We start from the raw sequence: 21,415 nt of genomic DNA, 5'->3' as shown, positions 1-21,415 counted from the left end.
CTGTTGGCTGAGCGAAGTCGAAGCCAACGGTATTTCTGAAACAGTTACAGAGCTGTGAAATAACGTGCTCTGGCATTAAACCATCCTGAATGCATCCTGACGGTATTTGATTCGTAGTACATAATTGGTCAGCGCCCTGTGTCCAAATTGCCTGAAATCGACAAAATGACAACTACATCCCCCGCTAGCTCTGCGCTTAAGGTCTTTATCTCCTATTCTCACAAAGATGAGGAGCTAAAGGACGAGTTATACATACACCTGGCGGCTTTGCGGCGCAAAAGAAAGATTCAAGCCTGGCAGGATCGGGATATTGATGCAGGGGCTGAGTGGGATGCGGCGATTAAAAATAATTTCAACGAAGCGGATATTATTCTGCTGCTGATTACACCCCGGTTTATCGCATCAAACTATTGCTATGAAAAGGAAACCCAGTGGGCCATAGAACGGCATGAGAAGGGCGACGCACGGGTAATTCCAATTATTATGAAACCCTGCGATTGGCAGGACACGGACTTTAGCAAGCTCCAGGTGCTACCCAAAGATGGGAAGCCCGTTACCAAGTGGGACGACCAGGACGAGGCGTTGCTCAACGTAGTCACCGGCATCCGCAGAGTGGTAGAAGCACTGGCAAAAAAGTAGCTCGTTCTCGCTCAAAATCGGGCACCTCTGGTGAGAACAGGGATATATCGGTGCCGTTGGCGGAGTCTGTGTTTACCGTGGGCACTCCGATTACGCAGCCCCATCAGTTTTTTGGGCGGCAGCGCATCGTAAAGCGTCTGTTTAATCTGTTCAAGACTCATCCGTTGCAAAATGCGGCGATTATTGGGCAAAAGCGAGCCGGGAAGACGTCTCTGCTGAACTATCTGCGAACGATTACCACGACACCCACAGAGCGACTACGACCGGGACAGCGGAATAACTGGCTACCCAATCCAGAGATTTATCGGTGGATATTTGTGGACTTTCAAGATCCGCGCATGGCTCATCGAGAGAGATTACTAGGCTACCTGCTAGAGGCAATGGGGCTACCGGTGCCAATCGCATGTGATTTGGAGCAGTTTATGGAGCAGATAAGTGAGCAAATTCAACAACCTACTGTAGTGCTCATGGATGAAATTGGTGTGGGTCTTCAACGCTGTCCTGAGCTGAATGATACGTTTTGGGACAGTTTGCGATCTTTGGCAAACCATTATGCCAATGGGAGTTTAGCATTTATATTAGCAGCGTCTGAAAGGCCGATTGACTTGGCAAAGCACAACGATCACAGCTCACCTTTTTTCAACATTTTTGGCCATACAACAACTCCAGGTAGAACTCATCCGTCGCTGGTTTGCACCTACCTCATAAACCAGCCCCTAAAACCTGAACTGCACTCAGCTTTAACTCTGAAAAACCAGGCGATACTAACCACTCATCCCCAGTAAATCGCTGTTCTTGATACTCACCATCAACACGCGTGAGCACAAAAATGACAGCCTCCACCGGATCTATGATCCAGTACTCCGGTATGCCGCGCTGTACATATTCCTGACGCTTATCTATGTAATCCCGATCGCGAGACTGCTGATTAGTATCACTACTAGATACCACCTCTACCACCAATACAGGGGCAGGCATCTCAAAGGTAATCAAAGAGCGCTTTTTACCCGCTAAGGCCGCTGCCCCCGCCTCGGTCACCACCATAAAGTCGGGATAGCGCGTATTAGCAGCAGTGCCTGATACAGCAATCTCAGTCCCACGCCGGAGACAGTAGTAGGGCGCAAATTGCAAAAAAACTGAGAATAGTAAGCTGCCGATGACTACATTAATATCGCTCTCAGCGCCCATATCGACTAAAGTTCCATCCACCAATTCATAGCGAGTATCTGTACCATCGTCATAGTTCAGGTACTCCTCCAGGGTCATGGTGCGGTTCGTTGTGGTTGTCATAGGCGCAGTTGCCATCAACAGTTGACCAATAGCCTTAGGATAGCGCCTTATCCTAGGCGAAGGTTTTGTAGTACTGCAATCTGGCTGGGTATGCGGAAAATACTGACTAATGACTGTTGACTACCCTAAGACCACTTAACCCACCGCTCAGTGAGGGCTGTCCACTCAGCTCAGCTCTTGTACCAAGATTCGGTCATGGGGCTTTGACCCACGCCGGGTTCAAAACCCGCCGCTAATCGAGGGCTGTCCACTTAAGGGACAGTTTGTCTGTGAGGCTCTAAATATGAATTGAAAAATATATCTATAAGAGAAAAAAATTAGCCACTACCTCGATCTGTCTTATATATTTAACACTGGGCACCTGTTATAGATTCACAGCTGGTTGTGTTGTTTGTTGTGGAATTAAAATGAACTACTGTTCCCTGATAAAAGTCATAGGCCTTATCTATGTCGCTAGTAATCTGACGGCTATGGCGCAAGCCGATTACCAACAGGTAACATCTGAAGATTCAGCGCCTATTACGTCGCTGGCGGGTGCTCCCCGCTATTTCCAGCCGGTCAACCCGTCCGCACCGCGATCTCCCAGCACTACAAGCGGTACCCGAGGCGATGACAGCTGCTTTGATAGCGACGTTGCACCCAGGATTTTTGCGCCTGATAGTTTTGTTGGGATTACGGCCAATGCACAACCACAGCTGACGTGGTTCTTACCCGAAGAAAAGCCTGTCCCTGTGGAGTTTAGTTTCTATACCATGGGTCCGGCGGGTTCCTATGAGCTAGAGCATGTGCAAATGTTGACCTATGAACCAGGGATCACTCAGTATCAGCTGCCGGTTGAGCTAGAACCGGGTACACGCTATATATGGCAACTGGTACTGGAGTGTAATCCAAACCGTCCAGCTGCGGCCCTGGTGTACCAGGCTGAGATGGAATTTGTGCCGATGGTAGGAAACGCGATGCCTGCAACCGCTACGACTTTGGAAAAATCAGAGATCTATGCCAGGGCTGGCTATTGGTACGATGCGATCGCAGTCCTTGGCTATGGCCAACAGCCAGACGTGTTGACGATGCGCAGAGCTTTATTGAATGATCTAGAACTTGTCGAAGCTGAGATCTCAGCTCCTGATTGAGCGAACTCAGTTCTGAATAGACGGTCTCAATTGCGAATAATTGCGCACATTAGCCAGTGTCCCGTAGGATGATTCCATCGTTAGGGGCTGCAGGGTAAAGGTGAACGTTGAGTACGGTTGAAGTACTGATCATTATTGCCGCAGGAATAAGCGTATTTAGCGTATTTTCTATGCGTCGGTTGCTGTATCAACGGCAGATATCGCAATGGTTCTACACTCGCCAATGCCATCAGCTGCTCACCCAGTCTGAAGTCATTCGAGAACAGCTACTGCAACAGACGTTTGCTTTGATGCGATCGCAAGAGCTAGGCGCTATGGATGCATCGTCTACGGAAGACGCTCAACACTGGCAAAACTGTCTAGCCCAGACCCAGACGTTTAACCAATCATTGGAGAGCCTGAGCAACGAGCTATGGCCTCCGTTTGTAGAAGAAAGTTTACCGCTGGCCTTACAGCACATCATCAAACAGTGGACCGACCCGAAAGCGATTCAATTAAGTTTAGAGCTGCCGTCGGACTGGCCACAGCAGCAGCCCGATAAGCAGCGCATGGTGCTGTGGTGCGTTCGCCAGTGTTTATTAGTATTGCAGTCTGGCACCCGCTCAGCGAGCCTATCCCTATACCTGATAGAAATAAAGAACAGAGCAAAATTAGGGCTCAGCTTGGATAGACTGGCGCTAGACACCATGAATGACCCATCACTGCATAAAGAACTGAAGCAAATTCAGCAAATATTTCAGTTCTTTATGCCGGGTCGTTGTCAGATTACCTATGGCGAGACCTGTGTGAGTTTCGAGTTTAACTGGTCCTTGGCCCGTTCCCTAGTCCACCTTGATTTGGAGTAACTAGACGATGTCTATTACATCAGAGCTGCACCCGAATGTAATTGTAATTGTGGATGATCATGAGGCTGTCCTGGCAGGTACCCTCAGTTTGTTAGAAAAGGAATATCCAGAAACCGAGTTTTTGACCGCCCAGGATGCTCAATCGGCTAAAGCAACCATTGAGCAAGGTCAACCTGACTTGGCCGTTATGGATCTTTCAATTCCGACTACTGCCAAAACGCCAGCTCAAACAGAGGTAGGCATTCAGCTATTGCGCAGCCTGATGACAGCATATCCAGAACTCAATCTTGTTGTGCAAAGCGCTCATGTACGTTCTTTAGTGCGTCTGAAACCTGCGATTGAAATGCATCGGGGGGGGTTTACCATCTCGGATAAAAGCGCTCCCATGCGAGAGATGTTGACCAAGGTGGAATGGGCGTTGCAAGGATTGGTGTATACACCACCTGAGATGCGGGTAAAGCTGGAGGTTAAGCCACAGTGGTTGGAAGTTTTACAGCTAGCGTTTCAAGAAGGGTTGCAAGATAAGACGATTGCCGAAAAGATGTGTATCTCTGAGCGGACCGTACGGCACTATTGGACCCGTGTGCAGGATGCGCTGGGGGTTTACCCAGATGAGGGTAAAAATATGCGAATTCAAACGGAAATTCGGGCACGCCAGGAGGGGCTGTTGGATTAAATGCGAGCAAGCTTCTTCAAACAGCGATTGATTGACGATTTCCGGGGACTACTTCCCGGTCTGCCGATTGTTGGTGTTGTCGTTGCAGCTAGGCTACTGGGCTTTTTTCAGCCCTTTGAGTGGCAGGCGTTGGATGCTGGGTTGCGATCGCGCCCCGCCGAAGCCACCGATCAGCACATTACCATTGTCGCCATTACAGAAGCAGACATTCAAGCCATTGGTGAATATCCGCTACCCGGCAGCGTGCTTGCCGATCTACTCACTGAAGTAAACCAATATCAGCCTACAGTGATGGGTCTGGATATCTTTCGTGATATTCCCATAGAACCCGGTCACGATGACTTTATTCAAACAATCCAAACCCTAGATAATCTAATTGTTATCAACAAGATTTTACCCCCCAGTAGTATTCCTCCTCCTGCAGGTGCACCAGAATCTCGCATTGGTTTTGTCGACACCCTGTTAGATAACGATGGCTTTGTGCGTCGCAGTCTTTTAGGTGCAACGGATGAACACAGCAACTATCGTTTTTCCTTTACCCTACGTCTGGCCGAACGTTACCTAGCCCAAGCAGACTTGATGTTAGAGAATGGTGTTCGCAATCCGGCAGCCATGCGGTTTGGGGCATTAGAATTAACCCCATTTCAACCCAACACTGGTGGGTATGTCCACACTGATGCCGGTGGTGAGCAGATATTAATTAATTTTCGCAGCGGCTCTACTGCTTTCAATATCATTACCTATCAGGAATTCAAAGCCGGAGATTTCTCACCGACACTGCTCAAAGATAAGATTGTATTAATTGGTGTTACCGCCCAAAGCATCAAAGATATTGTCAATGTAGCCGCCGTTGATGGCATAAATCCTGGATTAGTGACAGGAATTGAGCTACAGGCCCATACTGTCAGTCAAATTGTCAACGCTGTGCTAGACGATCGCCCTTTATTACAAGGGTGGCCTGAATGGTTGGAGTATAGCTGGATTATCGGCTGGGGCTTACTGGGCATTGTCCTAGTGCGCTTCAAAATCAAAGCAACCTATTACTTCGTCAGCATTGTGACTTTGGTAGTAGCCATAGTCGCTGTAAGCTATGGGCTACTATACCTCGGCTGGTGGATTCCGGGCGTTCCCGCAGCCATCGCCTTCTTTTTGAATGGTGTAGCCTTATATCCCTCCTATCGCACACAGCATGAGCTAAGGCTAAGGTTGGAAGACCGACAGCAATTAATAGAGCGCACCTTCGATCAAATCCATAACGGACCTCTGCAAAAGTTGTCGATAGTTCTATCACAAACAGCCGAAGATCCTAGTTTACCCACTTCATTACACCATGATTTAGAAGCGCTTAATCAAGAGCTACGCGGCATCTATGAAGCCATGCAGCAGGAGTTCTTAGTAGAAGAAAGCTGTTGTCTCCAGTTAGAGGGTAATCGGATCGTCCGATTGGAACAGCCCCTCCATGAAATGCTCTATGAAGTCTATGACCACACGCTACAGCGACAAGAATTTCCCCATTTTGACAGTATCAAAATCCACATCAGAACGTTTGAACCCATGGTAGAAAAGGGTTTAAACTCTGACCGAAAGCGCGAAATTGGGCGTTTTCTAGAAGAGGCCCTCTGTAATGTCGGCAAATATGCCAAAAATTGTTCTCGCTTAGTGGTCACCTGCTGTCAAGAAGGCTCTCAAAATGTCGTTCGTGTCTTGGACAACGGTTTAGGGCCAGACACCAATCAGAATTATCGACGAATTGGCCGAGGAACTCAGCAAGCTAATATGCTAGCCAACCGTTTAAAGGGAAACTTTGAACGCAAGCGATTAGATCCCCACGGAGTGTCTAGCGAGCTGCATTGGCCAATCTAACTTTGAGAGTTGAGCGGAGTCGAAACTCGACCTATGGGTTCACTTTCAAGCCACTCCCTTATCCCTAAGCAATCAGGGTATCCCCTTTTTTACCCTGAGTAGATGGAGGTTTTGCTTGTAAGCAGATGGCTTGTAATGCTTACCCTGAATGCATTGCAAGCTATGGCTACTTACGCTGCCTTCATCCTGGTACAAAGCGAAATCAGTAAACTTGCACTTTTCGGCAAAGGGATTCTCATAATTTATCGTTGAAGCTTATAGGAAAACCCGATGATTGAAATTTTCTCTCCAACTATTCTTGAGATAGTTCAGTTGAGAGCTGGTTTGAAGGCCCGAGAAGATACTTGCCAAACAGTAAGAGACTCTCTTTCTTAGCATCTTCAAGTTCCCTGAACTGTGTGTAAAACATCTAACATCTCATCCATTCACTTTTGAGGGAGAATCATGGCTAACATTTACGGCACTATCTACAGCGACAACAACACTTTCAACGGCTTTCCTTTCATTTATCGCCGCAGTCTACGTGGTACCAATTTTAACGACAAGATGTATGGCTACGGCGGTAACGATACTATGTATGGTTACAGCGGCCATGACCGGATGTATGGTGGCACCGGCAACGACTATCTAGATGGCGGTTTTGGTAATGATTGGATGTATGGCGGCTATGGCAATGACACCTATATCGTTAACAGCGCCCTTGATAAGGTTATTGAGTATTCTTTCCAAGGTGTAGATACTGTTAAGTCTGCTGTCAGCTACACACTCGGAGCTTATCTAGAGAATCTAACCCTCACCGGCAGTGCCTACCGAGGAAACGGAAACAGCTATGGCAACGTCATCAAAGGCAACAACTATAACAACCTGCTGTACGGCTACGGTGGCAATGACACCATGTATGGCTACGGCGGTCACGACTCCATGTATGGTGGTCTGGGTCATGACAAGATGTATGGTGGCACCGGCAACGACTACCTCAGCGGTAGCTTTGGCAATGACACCATGTATGGTGGCTTGGGTCATGACCGGATGTACGGTGGTTCTGGCAACGACTATCTAGATGGCGGCTTTGGTAATGATTGGATGTATGGCGGCTATGGCAATGACACCTACGTCGTTAACAGTACTCTTGATCGAGTCATTGAGTATTCTCTCCAAGGTGTAGACACGGTTAAGTCTGCTGTCAGCTACACACTCGGGGCTTATCTGGAGAATTTAACCCTTACCGGCAGTGCCTACCGAGGAAACGGAAACAGCTATAGCAACGTCATCAAAGGCAATAACTATAACAACCTGCTGTACGGCTACGGTGGCAATGACACCATGTATGGCTATGGCGGTCACGACTCTATGCATGGTGGTCTGGGTCATGACAAAATGTACGGTGGTTCTGGCAACGACTACCTCAACGGCGGGTTTGGTAATGACACCATGTACGGTGGCTATGGCAATGACACCTACGTTGTTAACAGCGCCTTTGATAAGGTCATTGAGTATTCTTTCCAAGGCGTGGATACCGTTCAGTCGTCTATCAGCTACACACTCGGTGCTTATTTGGAGAATCTAACCCTTATCGGCAGTGCCTACCGAGGAAACGGAAACAGTTATAGCAACGTCATCAAAGGCAACAACTATAACAACCTGCTGTATGGCTACGGCGGCAATGACACCATGTATGGCTATGGCGGTCACGACTCCATGCATGGTGGCCTGGGGCATGACAAAATGTACGGTGGTTCTGGCAACGACTACCTCAACGGCGGGTTTGGTAATGACACCATGTACGGTGGCTATGGCAATGACACCTACGTTGTTAACAGCGCCTTTGATAAGGTCATTGAGTATTCTTTCCAAGGCGTGGATACCGTTCAGTCGTCTATCAGCTACACACTCGGGGCTTATCTGGAAAATCTAACGCTCACAGGCAGTGCCTACCGAGGAAACGGAAACAGTTATAGCAACGTCATCAAAGGCAACAACTATAACAACCTGCTGTACGGCTACGGCGGCAATGACACCATGTACGGCTACGGTGGTAAAGACTCCATGTATGGTGGTCTAGGTCATGACAAGATGTATGGCGGCACTGGCAACGACTACCTCAACGGTGGGTCTGGCAATGACACTCTAGTGGGTGGAGCTGGTAGTGATACCCTAGTCGGTGGAGCTGGCAACGACCGATTGATTGGTGTGAACACCGCTCATCTAAGACCGGGTAAAGGAGAAATTGATACGCTCACCAGTGGGTCTGCCTTTGATAACGATGTCTTTGTTCTTGGAGCCAATGGAAAGGTCTTCTATGATGGTGGTCCGGTGGGTAGTGACTACGCGGTGATTACAGACTTTGATAAGAAGGGCTTCTTTGAAAGCAGCTTTGACAAGATTCAGCTAGCGGCAGGCTATAACTACCGCCTAGGGTCTAGTGCTAACGGTCATGACACCCATATCTACAAGGACAACCTCTTTGGTACCGACGAACTGATTGGTGTTGTTAAGAATGTACAGGGATTGCACCTGGCGAATTCGAACCAGTTTGTCTACAGCTAACTGGCATCAGCTGAGTAAGATACGCTTCTAAAACGCAAGAACTCCCCTTATATTCCCGCATTGTTGGCGGATGTAAGGGGAGTTTTACATCAATTAGCTAACTGGAGATATTGATTCAATGTTTAGAGAAATGCGGCTAAATAATGTATCCGATCAACCCGGTTTCGACTCCGCTCAACCTGCTAGCTTCGAGAGTTGAGCGGAGTCGAAACTCGACCTACGGGTATTTTTTTTCAAGCCAGTCCCTTACAGCCAGTTGCCAATTAGAACAAAGGGAGCCCAATAAAAGGGATGTTGAAAGTATTCGTTGGCTTGGATGATTTCCAGTTGAGCTGCCCGTAGCGCTTCCGCTTTGCTGAGATTAGGGTCAAGCAAGTGATGATAAAAACGAGTAATCAGGTCGGCTGTGGCGGCATCATCAACAACCCATAGGGATGCGATCGCACTTCTTACCCCCGCTCGTACCGCCACACCGGCTAAACCTAGTGTGGCTCTGCTATCACCAATCGCAGTTTCACAGGCCGTCAGCGACAGCAAATCGATGGGTGCTCGATCAACAGACGAAACGCTGCGAATTAGGGTATCGAGTTCACTGATGGTAATGGCTTTATGATTTTTCTCATCAATCTTTTGCCCAGTCACAATAAAGTTATCTTTGGGCTCGGCTCCAAAGACGCCATGGGTAGCAATGTGCAAAATGCGAAAACTATCTTCCTGTAATGCCTGACGTAGATTGGCTTCTGAAAACTCTTCGTTTTTTAACACTTTACTGCCAGGAAACTGAGTTTTAACAGTCGCCACTTCTTCATCAACGGCATTGAGCGCGGGCCAGGGTTGATCATTCACATAGGACGCTTCGCTCAATCCTAAGATCAGTGCGTTTAAATTTTGCCGATCGAGCGCATTAGGATCGGTCAGGGTCAAACTTGGCGTAGTGGCAAGGGCATATTTCTCAATCAAAAACTGTTCTCCATCATAGAGAGCTGCCATGGGAACACTGCGCAAAATACCATCGTTGATGAATACGAGAGAATCGATCTGAAGCTCGCTTAATTTGGCTTCAAACGGACGCACGATTTGCCCATACAGCTTTATGGATGGAGCTTTGTAGTTATTACGCCTAGTGAGGCGTAGACCCGATTCTAAAGCCACGCGAAATTCATTGACTTCATCGGTCAGGGTGTTTTCATCAACGTCGATCCACTCAATTTGTTGTTGTCCGTTGGGAAAGCTGGCGATGACAGCTGTACGCTGCTCCCAGATAGCCGTACTGATGACAGCGGTGGTCGATTGGGCGCTAACGGTATCTACTCGAGTCTCACCAGCGACAATTACGCAGTCGTTGGCAAAGTAATTTTGTAGCTCAGCCAGCTTAAGAGAATCTAACGTGGCCAGCACCGTATCGACAGACTTGCTGTTGTCAGCAACGGGTACGGAAGCAGGTATCTTATTGAGCTTGAGGGCGGCAAATTCTCGGTAGATGGGTTCTACCCGGTCACGGAAGTCAAACTGAAGTTCTTGGTTAGCGTTGAGAATATCGCTGCGAATAGTATCGAGAATGGCAATGGCTTGGGTGTAGGCTGAGGCCGCCGCATCGGTCTTACCCTGGGCCTTGAGAATGCGTCCTTGCTGCCAGACCCACAGGTATAGGCTATCTTGGGCAGACCGGTTTTGGTCTGCAACTAAACGGGCCTCTTGGGTTAACGTCAGGGCTTGTGAGTATTCTCCACAACGTTCGTATAGGTTACCTAGCTGTCCGAGGGCAAAGGATTCCGCTCGAGAGCTTTGGATGTTTCTGGCGATTGCGATCGCACCTTCCAACAGCTGAGTTTGCTGACTAACAACAGTCTGACTGGGGCACTGGCGGGTAGCGTTAGGGTCCAAATAACCCGCCAGAGTCAGCGTAGCAAAGGCTTTTTCTTGAGAATCGGGTAAGACAACAATCAGATCACGAGCGGTTTGCTGGGCCTGAACTGTATTGGTTGTCTGGCCCAAGTTTTGATAAAGCGGGATCAAACTGAGCAGCGAGCGAACTTGGGTAGCCACTGCATTGTTTGCTTGAGCAGCATCGTAGCTACGGCGTAAAAACTGTACGGCTTCCTGGGTCTGTTCATCTGCCTGGGTCGTTAACCTAGTCACGGCAGATTGCAAGTCGCCGCGCTGGGCAGCAGATTCGGCACGGCGACGGCTAACCTGGGCCTGGGCGGCGTAGGTATTCCCCAAACTGTTGAGCACGGCTGCTTGAGTGTTAAAGTCATCCGTGCCTGCTACCTCGATAGCGGCCAGGCTCTGATTTAGAGCGATAATCGCCTGGTCGTAATTGCCCGTGAGGCGATAGGTTGTACCAAGACTGCCGAGAGCAGCGGCTTCGCCTACAACATCGGTAAATGCTCTGGCGATATGTAGGGCACTGCTTGGGTTGCAGCTATCAATACTCTCGCCACACAGCAGGGCCAGGGCACGGCGATGCTGCCCCAGCTGATTGTAGGCCTGGGCTTGTTCGGTCAGCGAACGTCCCAGGGACTGCAAATCTTCCAGCTGTTCGTAGCGCTCTATGGTCTGTTCCCAATAGTCGATCTCCTGGGAGAACTGGCCGATTTGGCGATGGGCGCGGGCTAGATTTTCTAGGAGGATGCTCTGGTGGGTGAGGTTGTCTGGGTCAACAGTATTTAGAGCTTGTTGCCAGGTTGCGATCGCACGACTATACTCCCCGGCATTGTAATCATCGACACCGCTCTGCACCAGGCTGGGCAAATCATTGGCCTGGGCAGAATAGTGCGGCGTTAGCAATCCATTGGTCCAAATGCAAACTGTAAAGCTAACGACGCAGAGAATCGCTAGCAGTTTTCGTAGCTGTGACTTACGAGGGTTAGGGAACATAGTACCGTTTGGCAGACGTCGCATCTGTAGTTTATGGGAGAATATCTGGATTCAATCAGGCAGGATCGATCAATGGGTTATGAGCACTGACGACTCAATACAGTGCGACCATCGGTCAATTCATAAAAAGCCTGGGGTTCTGATATCGGGTCACCAATGGCCCAGCTGTCTTCTGTCTCTGATGCAGCCGTCTCGTTTGAGACATTACGGACGGTACCTGTGGTGATAGTAGCGATGCCGCTGCTGCCAGGTTGTTGGGGAATATTGTCGGAGCCGGTAACCACCAGGCGACCGCTGCCTTGTTGAGCCACTGGGGCAATACAGCTACTGGCGACGAGGGCAGCTGTATCGATAGGAGCATCGGGTAGTTCGGTCAGGCTGTTTTCGATAAAGCTGACGTCAGGGAAGGTAATGGTACCAGAGGCGATTTGGCCAGTGGCGTTGACGTTGACTCGACCGTTTTTGTCGAGGGCGTTGAGGTCTTCTAAGCTGGTAATCTCTTCGTTGGGTTGAATGTTATCGCCAAAAAAGGCGGGCAGGGTGATGTTGCCTCCGATGCCTTCATTGGCAAAGGCGAGAATGTCGCTATCGCCTGTGGCAACAACCGCGTCGCCTTCGATCAGGATGTTGCCGCCTGTACCTTCTCCCTGGTCAACAGCCGTGACAATGTCACCGTCACCTAACAGCTGAACAACATCGGCCTGGATGATAATTTGACCGCCGGAGGTTTGGAGGGAGTTGGTACGGACGTTGCCGCCATCGCGAATGAGCAGGAGCGGAGCGGAGAGATTTAGCTGACCGGCATCGCCAGTGCCTTCAGCGGCGGCGACAATTTCGCTGTCTACGGGGAAGTCGGTGCCGATGGTGCCGGTGCCAGAGACTTCGATGGATTCGGTGGCATTGACGGTGAGGGTGTTGCCATCACCAGCTGGCGGAGGAGAGCCATCTGCTTGGATTGAGCCGGAGCGAAGTAAGCCACCACCCTGAATGATGAGGCGATCAACATTTAAGGTGGCGGTACCTGCAGGACCGTCGCCCAGGGTATCGGCAGAGACTTTGGCTCCGTTTTCGATGGTGAGTTGACTGGTGTTGATGGTAAGGTCGCCGCCTGCTTCGGTAGAGCCAGGTTCTGCAGAGGTGAAGATGCCGCTGCTGCCACCTAGAGGAGTGGCTTCAAGGGCGGTGCCACTGAGCAGGATAGAACCACCTTGAGCATTAATAGTTAAATCTCCCCCTGCTCCATCGGCTCGAGCGGCAGTAGAAATTTGAGCACCCTCTAAAAGAGTGAGTTCACCGACATTGACAGTTATTATTCCGCCATCGCCTCTCGAGCCTGTATCTCCTGGTTGGAAAATCACCTGCGAAAACAGACCACTGGGATTAGTACCATTTGGTAACTCTGTTCCTTGCAGAACTATTTGGTCAGCAGTTACAGTCAAATTTCCTGCATTTCCAGCACCACGAGTTGAAGCAGAGATGGAACCCCCGTCCTCAATCAAGATTCTGTCTGCTTTCAGGGTAAGGTTACCACTGTTACCGGTATCCCTAGTCTGAGTACCGATTCCGCTTGTACCCTCAATAAGTATCTCTGCTGCTTTTACAGTGACATCGCCACCATCACCATCGCTTTCAGCAAAACTAGCTATTAAGGTTCTAAAGTCCTGCCCGTTGATTTCCAGAGATTGCCCAACTTGAATATCAATATCACCAGAAGTTCCATCCCCAAAAGCAACTGTAAATATTTGAGAGTCCTCTTGTAAAGTAAGATTTTCAGATGTGACTATGGTAATGGTCTTTCCCGCTTGCGAACCAAAGTTATCAGATAGAATGCTACTACCCGCTGACAGAATTATATTTCTGCCCTGTATTTGAATTGCTCCACCGTCATCACTACCAATGAATGAGTCAAATATCTGAATATCCTGAAACTCTTGAGTCTGATCGTAGTTCAGCTCCCAGCCTTGAGCATTGGAAGCTAATCCGACAAAACTATTGGCTCCTGCACTGCCAAGCTCAATACGGCCACTCCCAACAAACAGATCGGTGGTGTCTATGACTAACTCTCCACCAACGAGTGCCACCGTTTGGTCAAATACCGATGGCGATAAATCGACAAAATTTATCAAAGGTTCACTTGTAATTGGGCCAGGATTTGTTCCGAATCCTAACCCCACTGGCGTAGTCACTGTAAGTAACGAAGGTATCTGTAGAGTCTCAGTACTAAATTGACCAGCACTCCCGAAGTCAATACTGTCTGCAGTAGTTGCTATAAATGAACCCTGTATATCAAGAAAAGCATCGTCCAAAAATACGATCCCGTTAGGGTTGAGCAATATCAAACCAGCATCGTTAGTGCTAATCACACCGTTAATTTCAGAAAGATTGTTGCCGGTTACACGGGTAAAAATATTTACTACGGTTGTCGCCTCATCAAAAAAAGCACCCCCGAGCGGCGAAACAGAAAACTCTTCAAAGCTGTGAAAAAGGACGGTATTATCACTATTGGGTGTACCGCCCGTGATTGTACATGCGTTGCATCCCGGCACATCAACGATGGAATTGATCGGCAGCGTTGTATCTGGAACAATCTGAGCAGTAGCAGGATAGCTCAGTAGGGAGCAACATAAGACACTACTGCTGAGCAAATAGGCTTTGAGGGGCGATAGCTGCATAGGACATCGGGATGAAAGCTAGCAAACTAAGCCTATTAGAAATATTTAGTCAGTACAAGTAATTTGCTGGATTTGTTACGTTTGCCAACCGATATCAAAAAGCTTATGAGCTGCTGCCGTAGGGCTTAGCTCATAAGCTGTGTGTACCGACTTAAAGTCTGAGGACTGCCAGACTATTAATGAACGGCTATTTCCTATGTCGACTGCTTCTTTCTAGATAGCAGTGTGCCAGAGCCTATCGCTGTAAGCGCTAGCAGGCCAGCCATTGTGCCAGGCTCAGGAACATCAACTAAATCTTCGCCTTGAGCTCTAATTTCGTCAAACTCATTTAATGGTTCGGGTGCATAGTTGTCATTATCCTCACCAGGTGCATATGCGTCATGGACTCTAGCCATAAAATCTTGTAAATCTGTATCGTCCTTAATACTGGTTCCATCTGCAGTCGCCAGGAAAATGTTTCCGTTACTACCAAACGCACCGGGTACTGAAGAGCTACCACCAAGCCCCTCAGTAAAGTTATCAAAGGTGTCACTGTCTGGATCACCAATAGCTATGAAATCCAGAATTTTCTGAACTTTTTGTTCTGAGCTGCTTGATTCGATATCATCTATTTCTAGAAAGGTGGGGTTAAAGTTTGAATTGCCATCTGGAGCGTCAAAATCAGAGCGATTAAAGTCAAACTCATAGGCAAAACTGAAATCAACGATAGCAGTATCTGCGCTGTCGTTTGGGTTCACCAATGTTGCATCATCGAAGAATAAGGTGAATTCCAGAACATTGCTACCAAAACTTACATCCGTTAAAGATCCCTCAGATGGAGCTAACAGCAATCCCGTTTCCGGCGTCTCATCAAAAGCACAGGCAGCATCTGAGTAACAAAGTAATGTAAATACACCAGTGTCTAACAGCTTTAGTGCAAAATCACTAACGTTGGAAGTTTGATCGGCTTCCAACTGTGTTGTTCTTCTCCTCCTTTGAGCTGAGGCATCGTCAACCAATGTTGTCCCCAGCATTACGGATGCTATGCCTAGGGATAATGCAGTTTTTGATAAATTCATTATCTTTTCTCACCTACACGAAACTGAGTATGCATCTAGAAGCGGCCATAATCTCTTCGTGCCACACCGCACGTCGATCCAGAGCTTGGGACTCTAGATCTATGCCCTTCCACTATGTTCCCAATCGTCTGTCTGCTTACTTATAAGACAGCGATCGCTACAAAATCATTCGTCCCCACTGTATTTTCTACGAGATCAGAGAAAAAAATATAATTCGTTGATAAAGATGCGAAGCTTGAGTAATGTCTTGAATAAAGTATCTGTAAATATGTAGGCTGATGTCAGTAGTTCTGATTATCCGACATTAAGCTGACGGCTCTGAACTTGGTAGCGATCTGAGTCTCATTTCTAACGGCGTTTCAGCACAGTTCGTCCCCCAGTCAATCCCATGAGTAGTACGCCAGTCACTACGCCAGGTTCGGGCACTGCCTCTGGATTAGGGTTTTCTAAAAATACCTGATTTACCAGGTCGAAAGCATACAGCGGTTCACCTTCTGTGAACAGTTTAGGATTAGTAGCATACTCAGGACGTGGCGTTTGAATCGCCTCTATCCGCGCTGCATCTAAGGGACGACTGGATAGAGTTTGTGAGTCAAAGTCTCCTAATAAGAGATAACCATCTGTTACCACACTTGTCTCAGTCACAGAGGCATTAGGATCCCAGGGCGCTTCAGCTTCGTTTAGTACTAAAAATGGTAATAAATTTGCAACGGATAAATTTGACTCTAAATCCGGCACGACATCCAGTGGATTACTAATCTCATATTGGACCATCACATCCACATCAAAGGGAGAAACTCTTTCCTCAGGATTAACATCTGAGCGATAGTCAAAAATTGTGGCATTTTCGAGTATCAAGCAAAATATCAAGAAGTCTTTGACGCTATCATAAATAGGCGCATTAGGGCCGTCCAGAAGAATGTTTCCACTTGCATTTTCTATCAGGGTAGGGCCATTTTTGAAGCCGTAACTGAAATCAGAAATCTCTCCAGTATCAGATATCGTAGATGAGAATTGACTAATATTAGGTGAACCACCCCAACGCCAAAATGCTTCTGCTCTATTGACAGTTGTAATACCTATCAATCCAGTCATTAAAGCAGTTGACACTGCCAGCTTTGGTAAATTCATTGCCTTTTTCTCACCTACACGAAACTGAGTATGCATCTAGAAGTGGTCATAATCTCTTCGTGCCACACCGCACGTCGATCCAGAGCTTAGAACTCTAGATCTATGCCCTTCCACTATTTCCCAATCGTCTGTCTGCTTACTTATAAGACAGCGATCGCTACAAAATCATTCGCCCCCACTGTATTTTCTACGAGATCAGAGAAAAAATATGATCCGTTGATAAAGATGCAAAACTTGATTGACGTCTTTGATAAAGGACCTGTAAATATGTGGCCTGGTGTCAGTAATTCTGACTAGTGTGGCCTCAAGTTCAAAACATCGATTCTTATCCTAGAGCGGCTCATCCTAAAAATCATTCACTTTTCACCATGGCTAGTCGTCATTTGCAGTCGAACTACTGTCAGAAATCTGTAATGAGTCTGGACAGCCTATCCAAAAATAGTCCACACATTTCTGTTTACAGGGAAACCAGATTTCGCAGGGTTGCCAGCAAGGCGCAGCCAGCTAGCAAGAGAGGCTGGCTGCGCCTCTCCGACCCGCGCCGGATTGAAATTCAGCGCTAACTGAGGGGTGTCCACTGAAGGGACACGATCGTAGAAGTGTCTTAGAATCTCGAGTCTCTGGTAATCAATGTTTTCTCAATAGATGAAATGCCTGAGCAACCTAAAAACTAGTGTCATGATCCATTTGTCCCTTCCAGTGGACAACACCCATTTAGCGGCAGGTTTCGAACCTGGCGCGGGCTCCAAACGCTAGCCAGTCTGTTATGCCAACAGGCTGTGCAGCTCTAAATCGCGCTGGATTGAAATCCAGCGCTAACTGAGGGGTGTCCGCTAAAGGGACACGGTCGTAAAAGTATTTCACGAGTAAAAAACAGATCATAGTCTAAAAGCAGGCCAAAATATCTCTCGCGTTAGCGATTAGTGAAGAGAGCCACCTGGCGTTCAAGCAGCCCTCCCATCGCGTTTTTCTATGCTCCTGACCAGGCTAATCGACCCTGACCCGTCGGGTCAAAATGGCCATCACCTCATTGGGTCGCCCGGTGGCTAGCGGACGGCTCCAGTCGTTAGGCTCGGCGTAGTTGAGTTTGTGCAGGGTGGCAATGGTGGTCTGCACGGCAACAAGGGTGCCGAGTAACAACAGCCGCACGTCTTCGTACTGGTGCTCGGGCAGGCTGCCGACGGCAGGCGGATCAGTGGGCGCACCTGCGCCCTGGGTTGGATCGATAAACATGGCTCTGATCGGGTAACAACTTAAGCCGGGAAAAGCTCTGCGTGTAAAGGTTGTGCCTGATGTGCTTTAGATGACCGTCTAGGCATTGGCAACTCGTCAATCGTACTGAGGATCCATTCAAATAGATCCGGAAATGGCTGTCCAAAGAGTCGTTGTGCAGCGGTCGTGCCATCCGGTCGTTTCAGGTCGAAATTGTGAATAATGGTGAGCACCTTCAACGACTGGTGAGAAAAGCCTCGGTTGACATGATGACGCTGCGACAAATACCCATTGCGTCCTTCGACGGCAGAGGAGGTGCGTTGATACTTGGTACACATCCACTGACACCACTGCACCCAATGTTGGCGTTGAGGGTCATCCATCTGTAGCGTCATGGTCTGGGCCATCAGCAAATCATAGGCATCGCTAGTAGCCTGTTGATAGCGAGATTTGAGGTGAGGCTGTCGAGTTTTATCAGCTTGTTGTCCCCAATAGACCCAGGGCAAAAGCGCTGTCAGCACCCAATTTTGGATGTCAATCTCCTGGGTTTCAGTGGCTAAGGCCTGTATCACCCACTGCCACCAGGCATGAATCCCCGTCGCCAAATGGGGGATCTGAGCTTGAAATGTGGCAATCACTTTTTGAGCGGTGTCGCCCCCATAGAGACGAGCCAACTTACTGAGGGTGCTCAAGGGGACCGCCAGTTGAGTGGTTAAGCCCTCGAAGAATTGCCATTGGGCGGTGTCGAGGGTGAAGGGGTGGACCGTTTGGCTAATATCGGCCAAGGCCCGATGGTAGGTGTGTTGGTCTTGTTCAAGCTGTTGGTGTTGGCGAGTGAGGGACTCTAGCTGCGAATTCAAGGTCTGTTGTTTGGCCTTGTCTGTTGTTTGGTCTAATTGATGTTGAAGTTTGTCGACTTGTTTGTCAAGCTGAGCCAGTTGACGTCCCAGCGCACGACCGATAGGACGTCCTAACGCCCGCATCGCATGGAACAGATCCGCAACACTGACCGTTCCCAGACCGGAGAGTGCTAGTTTGACTAAGGCACGAGCCCCATCACTGACCATAAAGTGGCACTGCCATTGGGTCTGATGCCACCAGGTCTCCGTCTGTTTGAGCCACGTGTCATACCTGCGATTCTCACATTCCACTTCTGTAAAAATGAACCCACTGGCTAACTCCACCAGCACCAGAATTGGCAAGCCAAAAAAGGTTTCATCCCCCCCGAGGCAGATGCCCGGTTTGTTGACGGGCTGGCACTGCTCGGCTTGTGCCGATTCGTAAGCCACAATGGCCTCATAGAGACGGTGTTTGAGGTGACGCAGCGTACTCGCAGAACTCCCCACATGGGTGTCGAGGTGAACCGCTTTGAAGAACGTCGATAGACTCTCGGCTCCTACTCCGTGCTTGATGCCAAAGTGATAGATCACTCCCACGACCAGACGTAATAGCCATGCACTCCCAGCAGCGGTTTCCCACAAGTCTGATTCTGGATGCTGATTGCGACGCGCAATGGCTTGCTGATGCCGATGCACACTACTTTTGCTGATTCCAAGGGTGGTCGCTATCGACGCTATCCCTTGCGTTGCATTCCGTTTGATACAATCGGCGACGTTTTGGCTGCGCTCTCGTATAGTAAGAGTCATCGTTCCCAAATCTACTTTGCATGGGTACGATACATGGCTCTGAGCATTGCTGCAGAGCTCTTTTTTTGATCTTTGACTGAGGTGTTTATTTATACACACCTGAAAGGTGTATTGGTTTCCCGCCTTAAAGAGTTACCCCTCTGATCTCCAATCGGTTACAAAATGGGTAGGAAACCAGAGCGCATAAGATAGCCACCCCGTATTTGTATGCAATCCGGGGTGGCAACAGGTACCATAGACCTGCGCTCCCAGGTTGGTGTCTCAACATGGGGGTGAAGCCGCCGGTTCGGTGTTGTCAGCACCTGCCGGTGGCGCTAAATTATGTGCTCTGTAGTTCGGTCAGTAATGACCTTGAAACAAGAGTACTCATAAGTGTTTTCCCGAGTCAAGAGGATGCTGAACAGATTTCGGACAAAATTGACAACTTTTCTATCATCTTGTCTGGGCGGTAAGATAGATTTAGGTCCCACTTAAGCAAATCCATCTCTACCACGGATTACCTACCATGGTGAATCCAGCCCAATAGAACGGATGTTGAAAATCTTTATCTCCTACACCAGCCATACGTCCCTGTAAAGCATAGGGCTCTTGTTCAGTGCCAATAAGATGGCCATCGCTAATTTTCACTCGGCCATCTTTCATAGCCAGCTGTGCTTGACGTAGTGCCTCCGCCTTGATGGGGCCTGCTTCTAAATGACTATAAAACTCACTCATAAGTGCCAAGGTGCCTATATCAGGTACCTCTATCAAACTGGCTAAGGCTGTTTTAACCCCTAATTGATGGGCAAGCCCTGCGAACCCTAATTCAGATTGATCATCACCGAATGCTGTTTTGCAAGCACTTAAGGTTAGCAAATCAATGTTCTCCAGATTAAGTTCAGAGAATTTCTCTAAACTCAAATGTTCATTTCCATTGAAGTAAATAAATGAATTAGCAGGATCTCTAGAATCAAATGTCGCATGGGTGGCCAAGTGTAAAATATTGAAATCTAAATTCTTTAGAAGAGTTTTTAATATTTCTGGAGTAAATAGTTCTTCTCTTCTGATAACTGGTTGCCAATCATCTAACCGCTGATTGAGAAAATCCAACTCACTTTCTACCCCTGGTAAATCTGATAGCTGCTCAGAACCAGATACTTCAAACTCACTATTTCCCATTGCCAATAATCGAGCTGGAGCGATATCTTTATAGCGTGTATCTGTCAAACTTATACTGGGCATCAGTCCTACGCTATACTTATCGACAATAAAGTTACCGTTAGAATCCTGCATAGTAGCAAAAGGAATATCTGCAGGAGATTGCCTTATTGTAGCTCGACTTTTTGAAATTTCTTGACTCTCTTCTTCGGGTTGTAGAGCCGCTAGTGGTAAAGAACGCAGCTTGACATCCATAATAAAAACCAGATTGTTAATATTCTGATTTTCAAGATCGGGTTCAATAGGCGTGATCAGGGCTTGATATAGAAATCTGGCTGGGGTAACCCAATAATTTTTATGATCCGCACCATGCTTAAACTGTAAACTTTCTATATGAGCTTTGACATCCGCAAACGTAAAATCTGTTTGCCTTAATATAGGTCGTCCCTGTTTAGTTACTGCCATTAGCAGCAGCTTACTAGCATCTCGTTCTGCTTCAGAATATCTGTATGGGAACAAGTTAGAATAATCATTGATTCTTTCGTCAGATATAAATTTCCAGATATCTTCATCACTACTACCTGAAAGTTTTGACAAATATCCATTAGGCGACAAGAAAAAAGCATAAATTATTGCAGGTCGAACCCCCGTTGATTGTTCAACTTGAGTCGTTGCATTTTGGTAAGTGT

General features: G+C 48.0%; 15 protein-coding genes. 7 read left to right on the top strand and 8 right to left on the bottom strand.

Features of this window, described 5'->3' with window-relative positions:
- Positions 1–138: 138 nt before the first annotated feature.
- A complete protein-coding gene (locus tag IQ260_RS10050) occupies positions 139–639 on the top strand; it encodes a toll/interleukin-1 receptor domain-containing protein (RefSeq protein ID WP_322744929.1) in 501 nt (166 codons plus the stop codon).
- A complete protein-coding gene (locus IQ260_RS10045; protein ID WP_193992973.1) occupies positions 561–1,424 on the top strand; it encodes an ATP-binding protein in 864 nt (287 codons plus the stop codon). Before IQ260_RS10050 ends, IQ260_RS10045 begins: the two co-directional genes overlap by 79 nt.
- Here the strand turns inward: IQ260_RS10045 and IQ260_RS10040 are convergent.
- The gene (locus IQ260_RS10040) at positions 1,342–1,929 is read right to left on the bottom strand and encodes a Uma2 family endonuclease (protein ID WP_193992972.1); all 588 of its coding nucleotides are present in this window, start codon (positions 1,927–1,929) and stop codon (positions 1,342–1,344) included. The genes IQ260_RS10045 and IQ260_RS10040 overlap by 83 nt on opposite strands.
- A gap of 470 nt (positions 1,930–2,399) precedes the next feature.
- Between IQ260_RS10040 and IQ260_RS10035 the strand changes: the two genes are divergently transcribed.
- The 5 genes from IQ260_RS10035 to IQ260_RS10015 all read left to right on the top strand — a co-directional run bounded on the left by IQ260_RS10035 (position 2,400) and on the right by IQ260_RS10015 (position 8,990).
- A complete protein-coding gene (locus tag IQ260_RS10035; protein WP_193992971.1) occupies positions 2,400–3,059 on the top strand; it encodes a DUF928 domain-containing protein in 660 nt (219 codons plus the stop codon).
- A 107-nt stretch (positions 3,060–3,166) separates the two neighbouring features.
- A complete protein-coding gene (locus IQ260_RS10030) occupies positions 3,167–3,904 on the top strand; it encodes a hypothetical protein (protein WP_193992970.1) in 738 nt (245 codons plus the stop codon).
- A 7-nt stretch (positions 3,905–3,911) separates the two neighbouring features.
- Complete coding sequence (locus tag IQ260_RS10025) at positions 3,912–4,580, top strand: response regulator transcription factor (protein WP_193992969.1); 669 nt, start codon at positions 3,912–3,914, stop codon at positions 4,578–4,580.
- A complete protein-coding gene (locus IQ260_RS10020; protein WP_193992968.1) occupies positions 4,581–6,443 on the top strand; it encodes a sensor histidine kinase in 1,863 nt (620 codons plus the stop codon). It begins immediately after the preceding gene.
- A gap of 444 nt (positions 6,444–6,887) precedes the next feature.
- Positions 6,888–8,990 (top strand): calcium-binding protein, encoded by a 2,103-nt coding sequence (locus IQ260_RS10015; protein ID WP_193992967.1) that lies wholly within the window; start codon positions 6,888–6,890, stop codon positions 8,988–8,990.
- A gap of 246 nt (positions 8,991–9,236) precedes the next feature.
- Here the strand turns inward: IQ260_RS10015 and IQ260_RS10010 are convergent, their stop codons facing one another.
- The 7 genes from IQ260_RS10010 to IQ260_RS09980 all read right to left on the bottom strand — a co-directional run.
- Positions 9,237–11,870 carry a CHAT domain-containing protein gene (locus IQ260_RS10010; RefSeq protein WP_193992966.1) on the bottom strand — a complete coding sequence of 878 codons (2,634 nt, stop codon included), beginning with the start codon at positions 11,868–11,870 and terminating at the stop codon, positions 9,237–9,239.
- 77 nt (positions 11,871–11,947) lie between these two features.
- Entirely contained in the window at positions 11,948–14,542 is a 2,595-nt protein-coding gene (locus IQ260_RS10005) for a two-partner secretion domain-containing protein (protein WP_193992965.1), read from the bottom strand.
- Positions 14,543–14,736: 194 nt separating this feature from the next.
- Positions 14,737–15,600 carry a PEP-CTERM sorting domain-containing protein gene (locus tag IQ260_RS10000; RefSeq protein ID WP_193992964.1) on the bottom strand — a complete coding sequence of 288 codons (864 nt, stop codon included), beginning with the start codon at positions 15,598–15,600 and terminating at the stop codon, positions 14,737–14,739.
- A 348-nt stretch (positions 15,601–15,948) separates the two neighbouring features.
- Positions 15,949–16,767 carry a hypothetical protein gene (locus tag IQ260_RS09995; RefSeq protein WP_193992963.1) on the bottom strand — a complete coding sequence of 273 codons (819 nt, stop codon included), beginning with the start codon at positions 16,765–16,767 and terminating at the stop codon, positions 15,949–15,951.
- A gap of 951 nt (positions 16,768–17,718) precedes the next feature.
- Positions 17,719–17,964, bottom strand: a complete 246-nt coding sequence (locus IQ260_RS09990; protein WP_193992962.1) for a hypothetical protein — start codon at positions 17,962–17,964, stop codon at positions 17,719–17,721.
- A 20-nt stretch (positions 17,965–17,984) separates the two neighbouring features.
- The gene (locus IQ260_RS09985; protein ID WP_193992961.1) at positions 17,985–19,589 is read right to left on the bottom strand and encodes a DUF6399 domain-containing protein; all 1,605 of its coding nucleotides are present in this window, start codon (positions 19,587–19,589) and stop codon (positions 17,985–17,987) included.
- 486 nt (positions 19,590–20,075) lie between these two features.
- The coding region (locus IQ260_RS09980) for a CHAT domain-containing protein (protein ID WP_193992960.1) at positions 20,076–21,415 on the bottom strand (1,340 nt) is incomplete at its 5' end.

This window comes from Leptolyngbya cf. ectocarpi LEGE 11479 (assembly GCF_015207065.1).
Taxonomy (GTDB): Bacteria; Cyanobacteriota; Cyanobacteriia; order Phormidesmidales; family Phormidesmidaceae; genus Leptothoe; species Leptothoe ectocarpi.
Note: the sequence above shows the minus strand (reverse complement) of the source record. Positions and strands in the feature narration are given on the sequence as shown.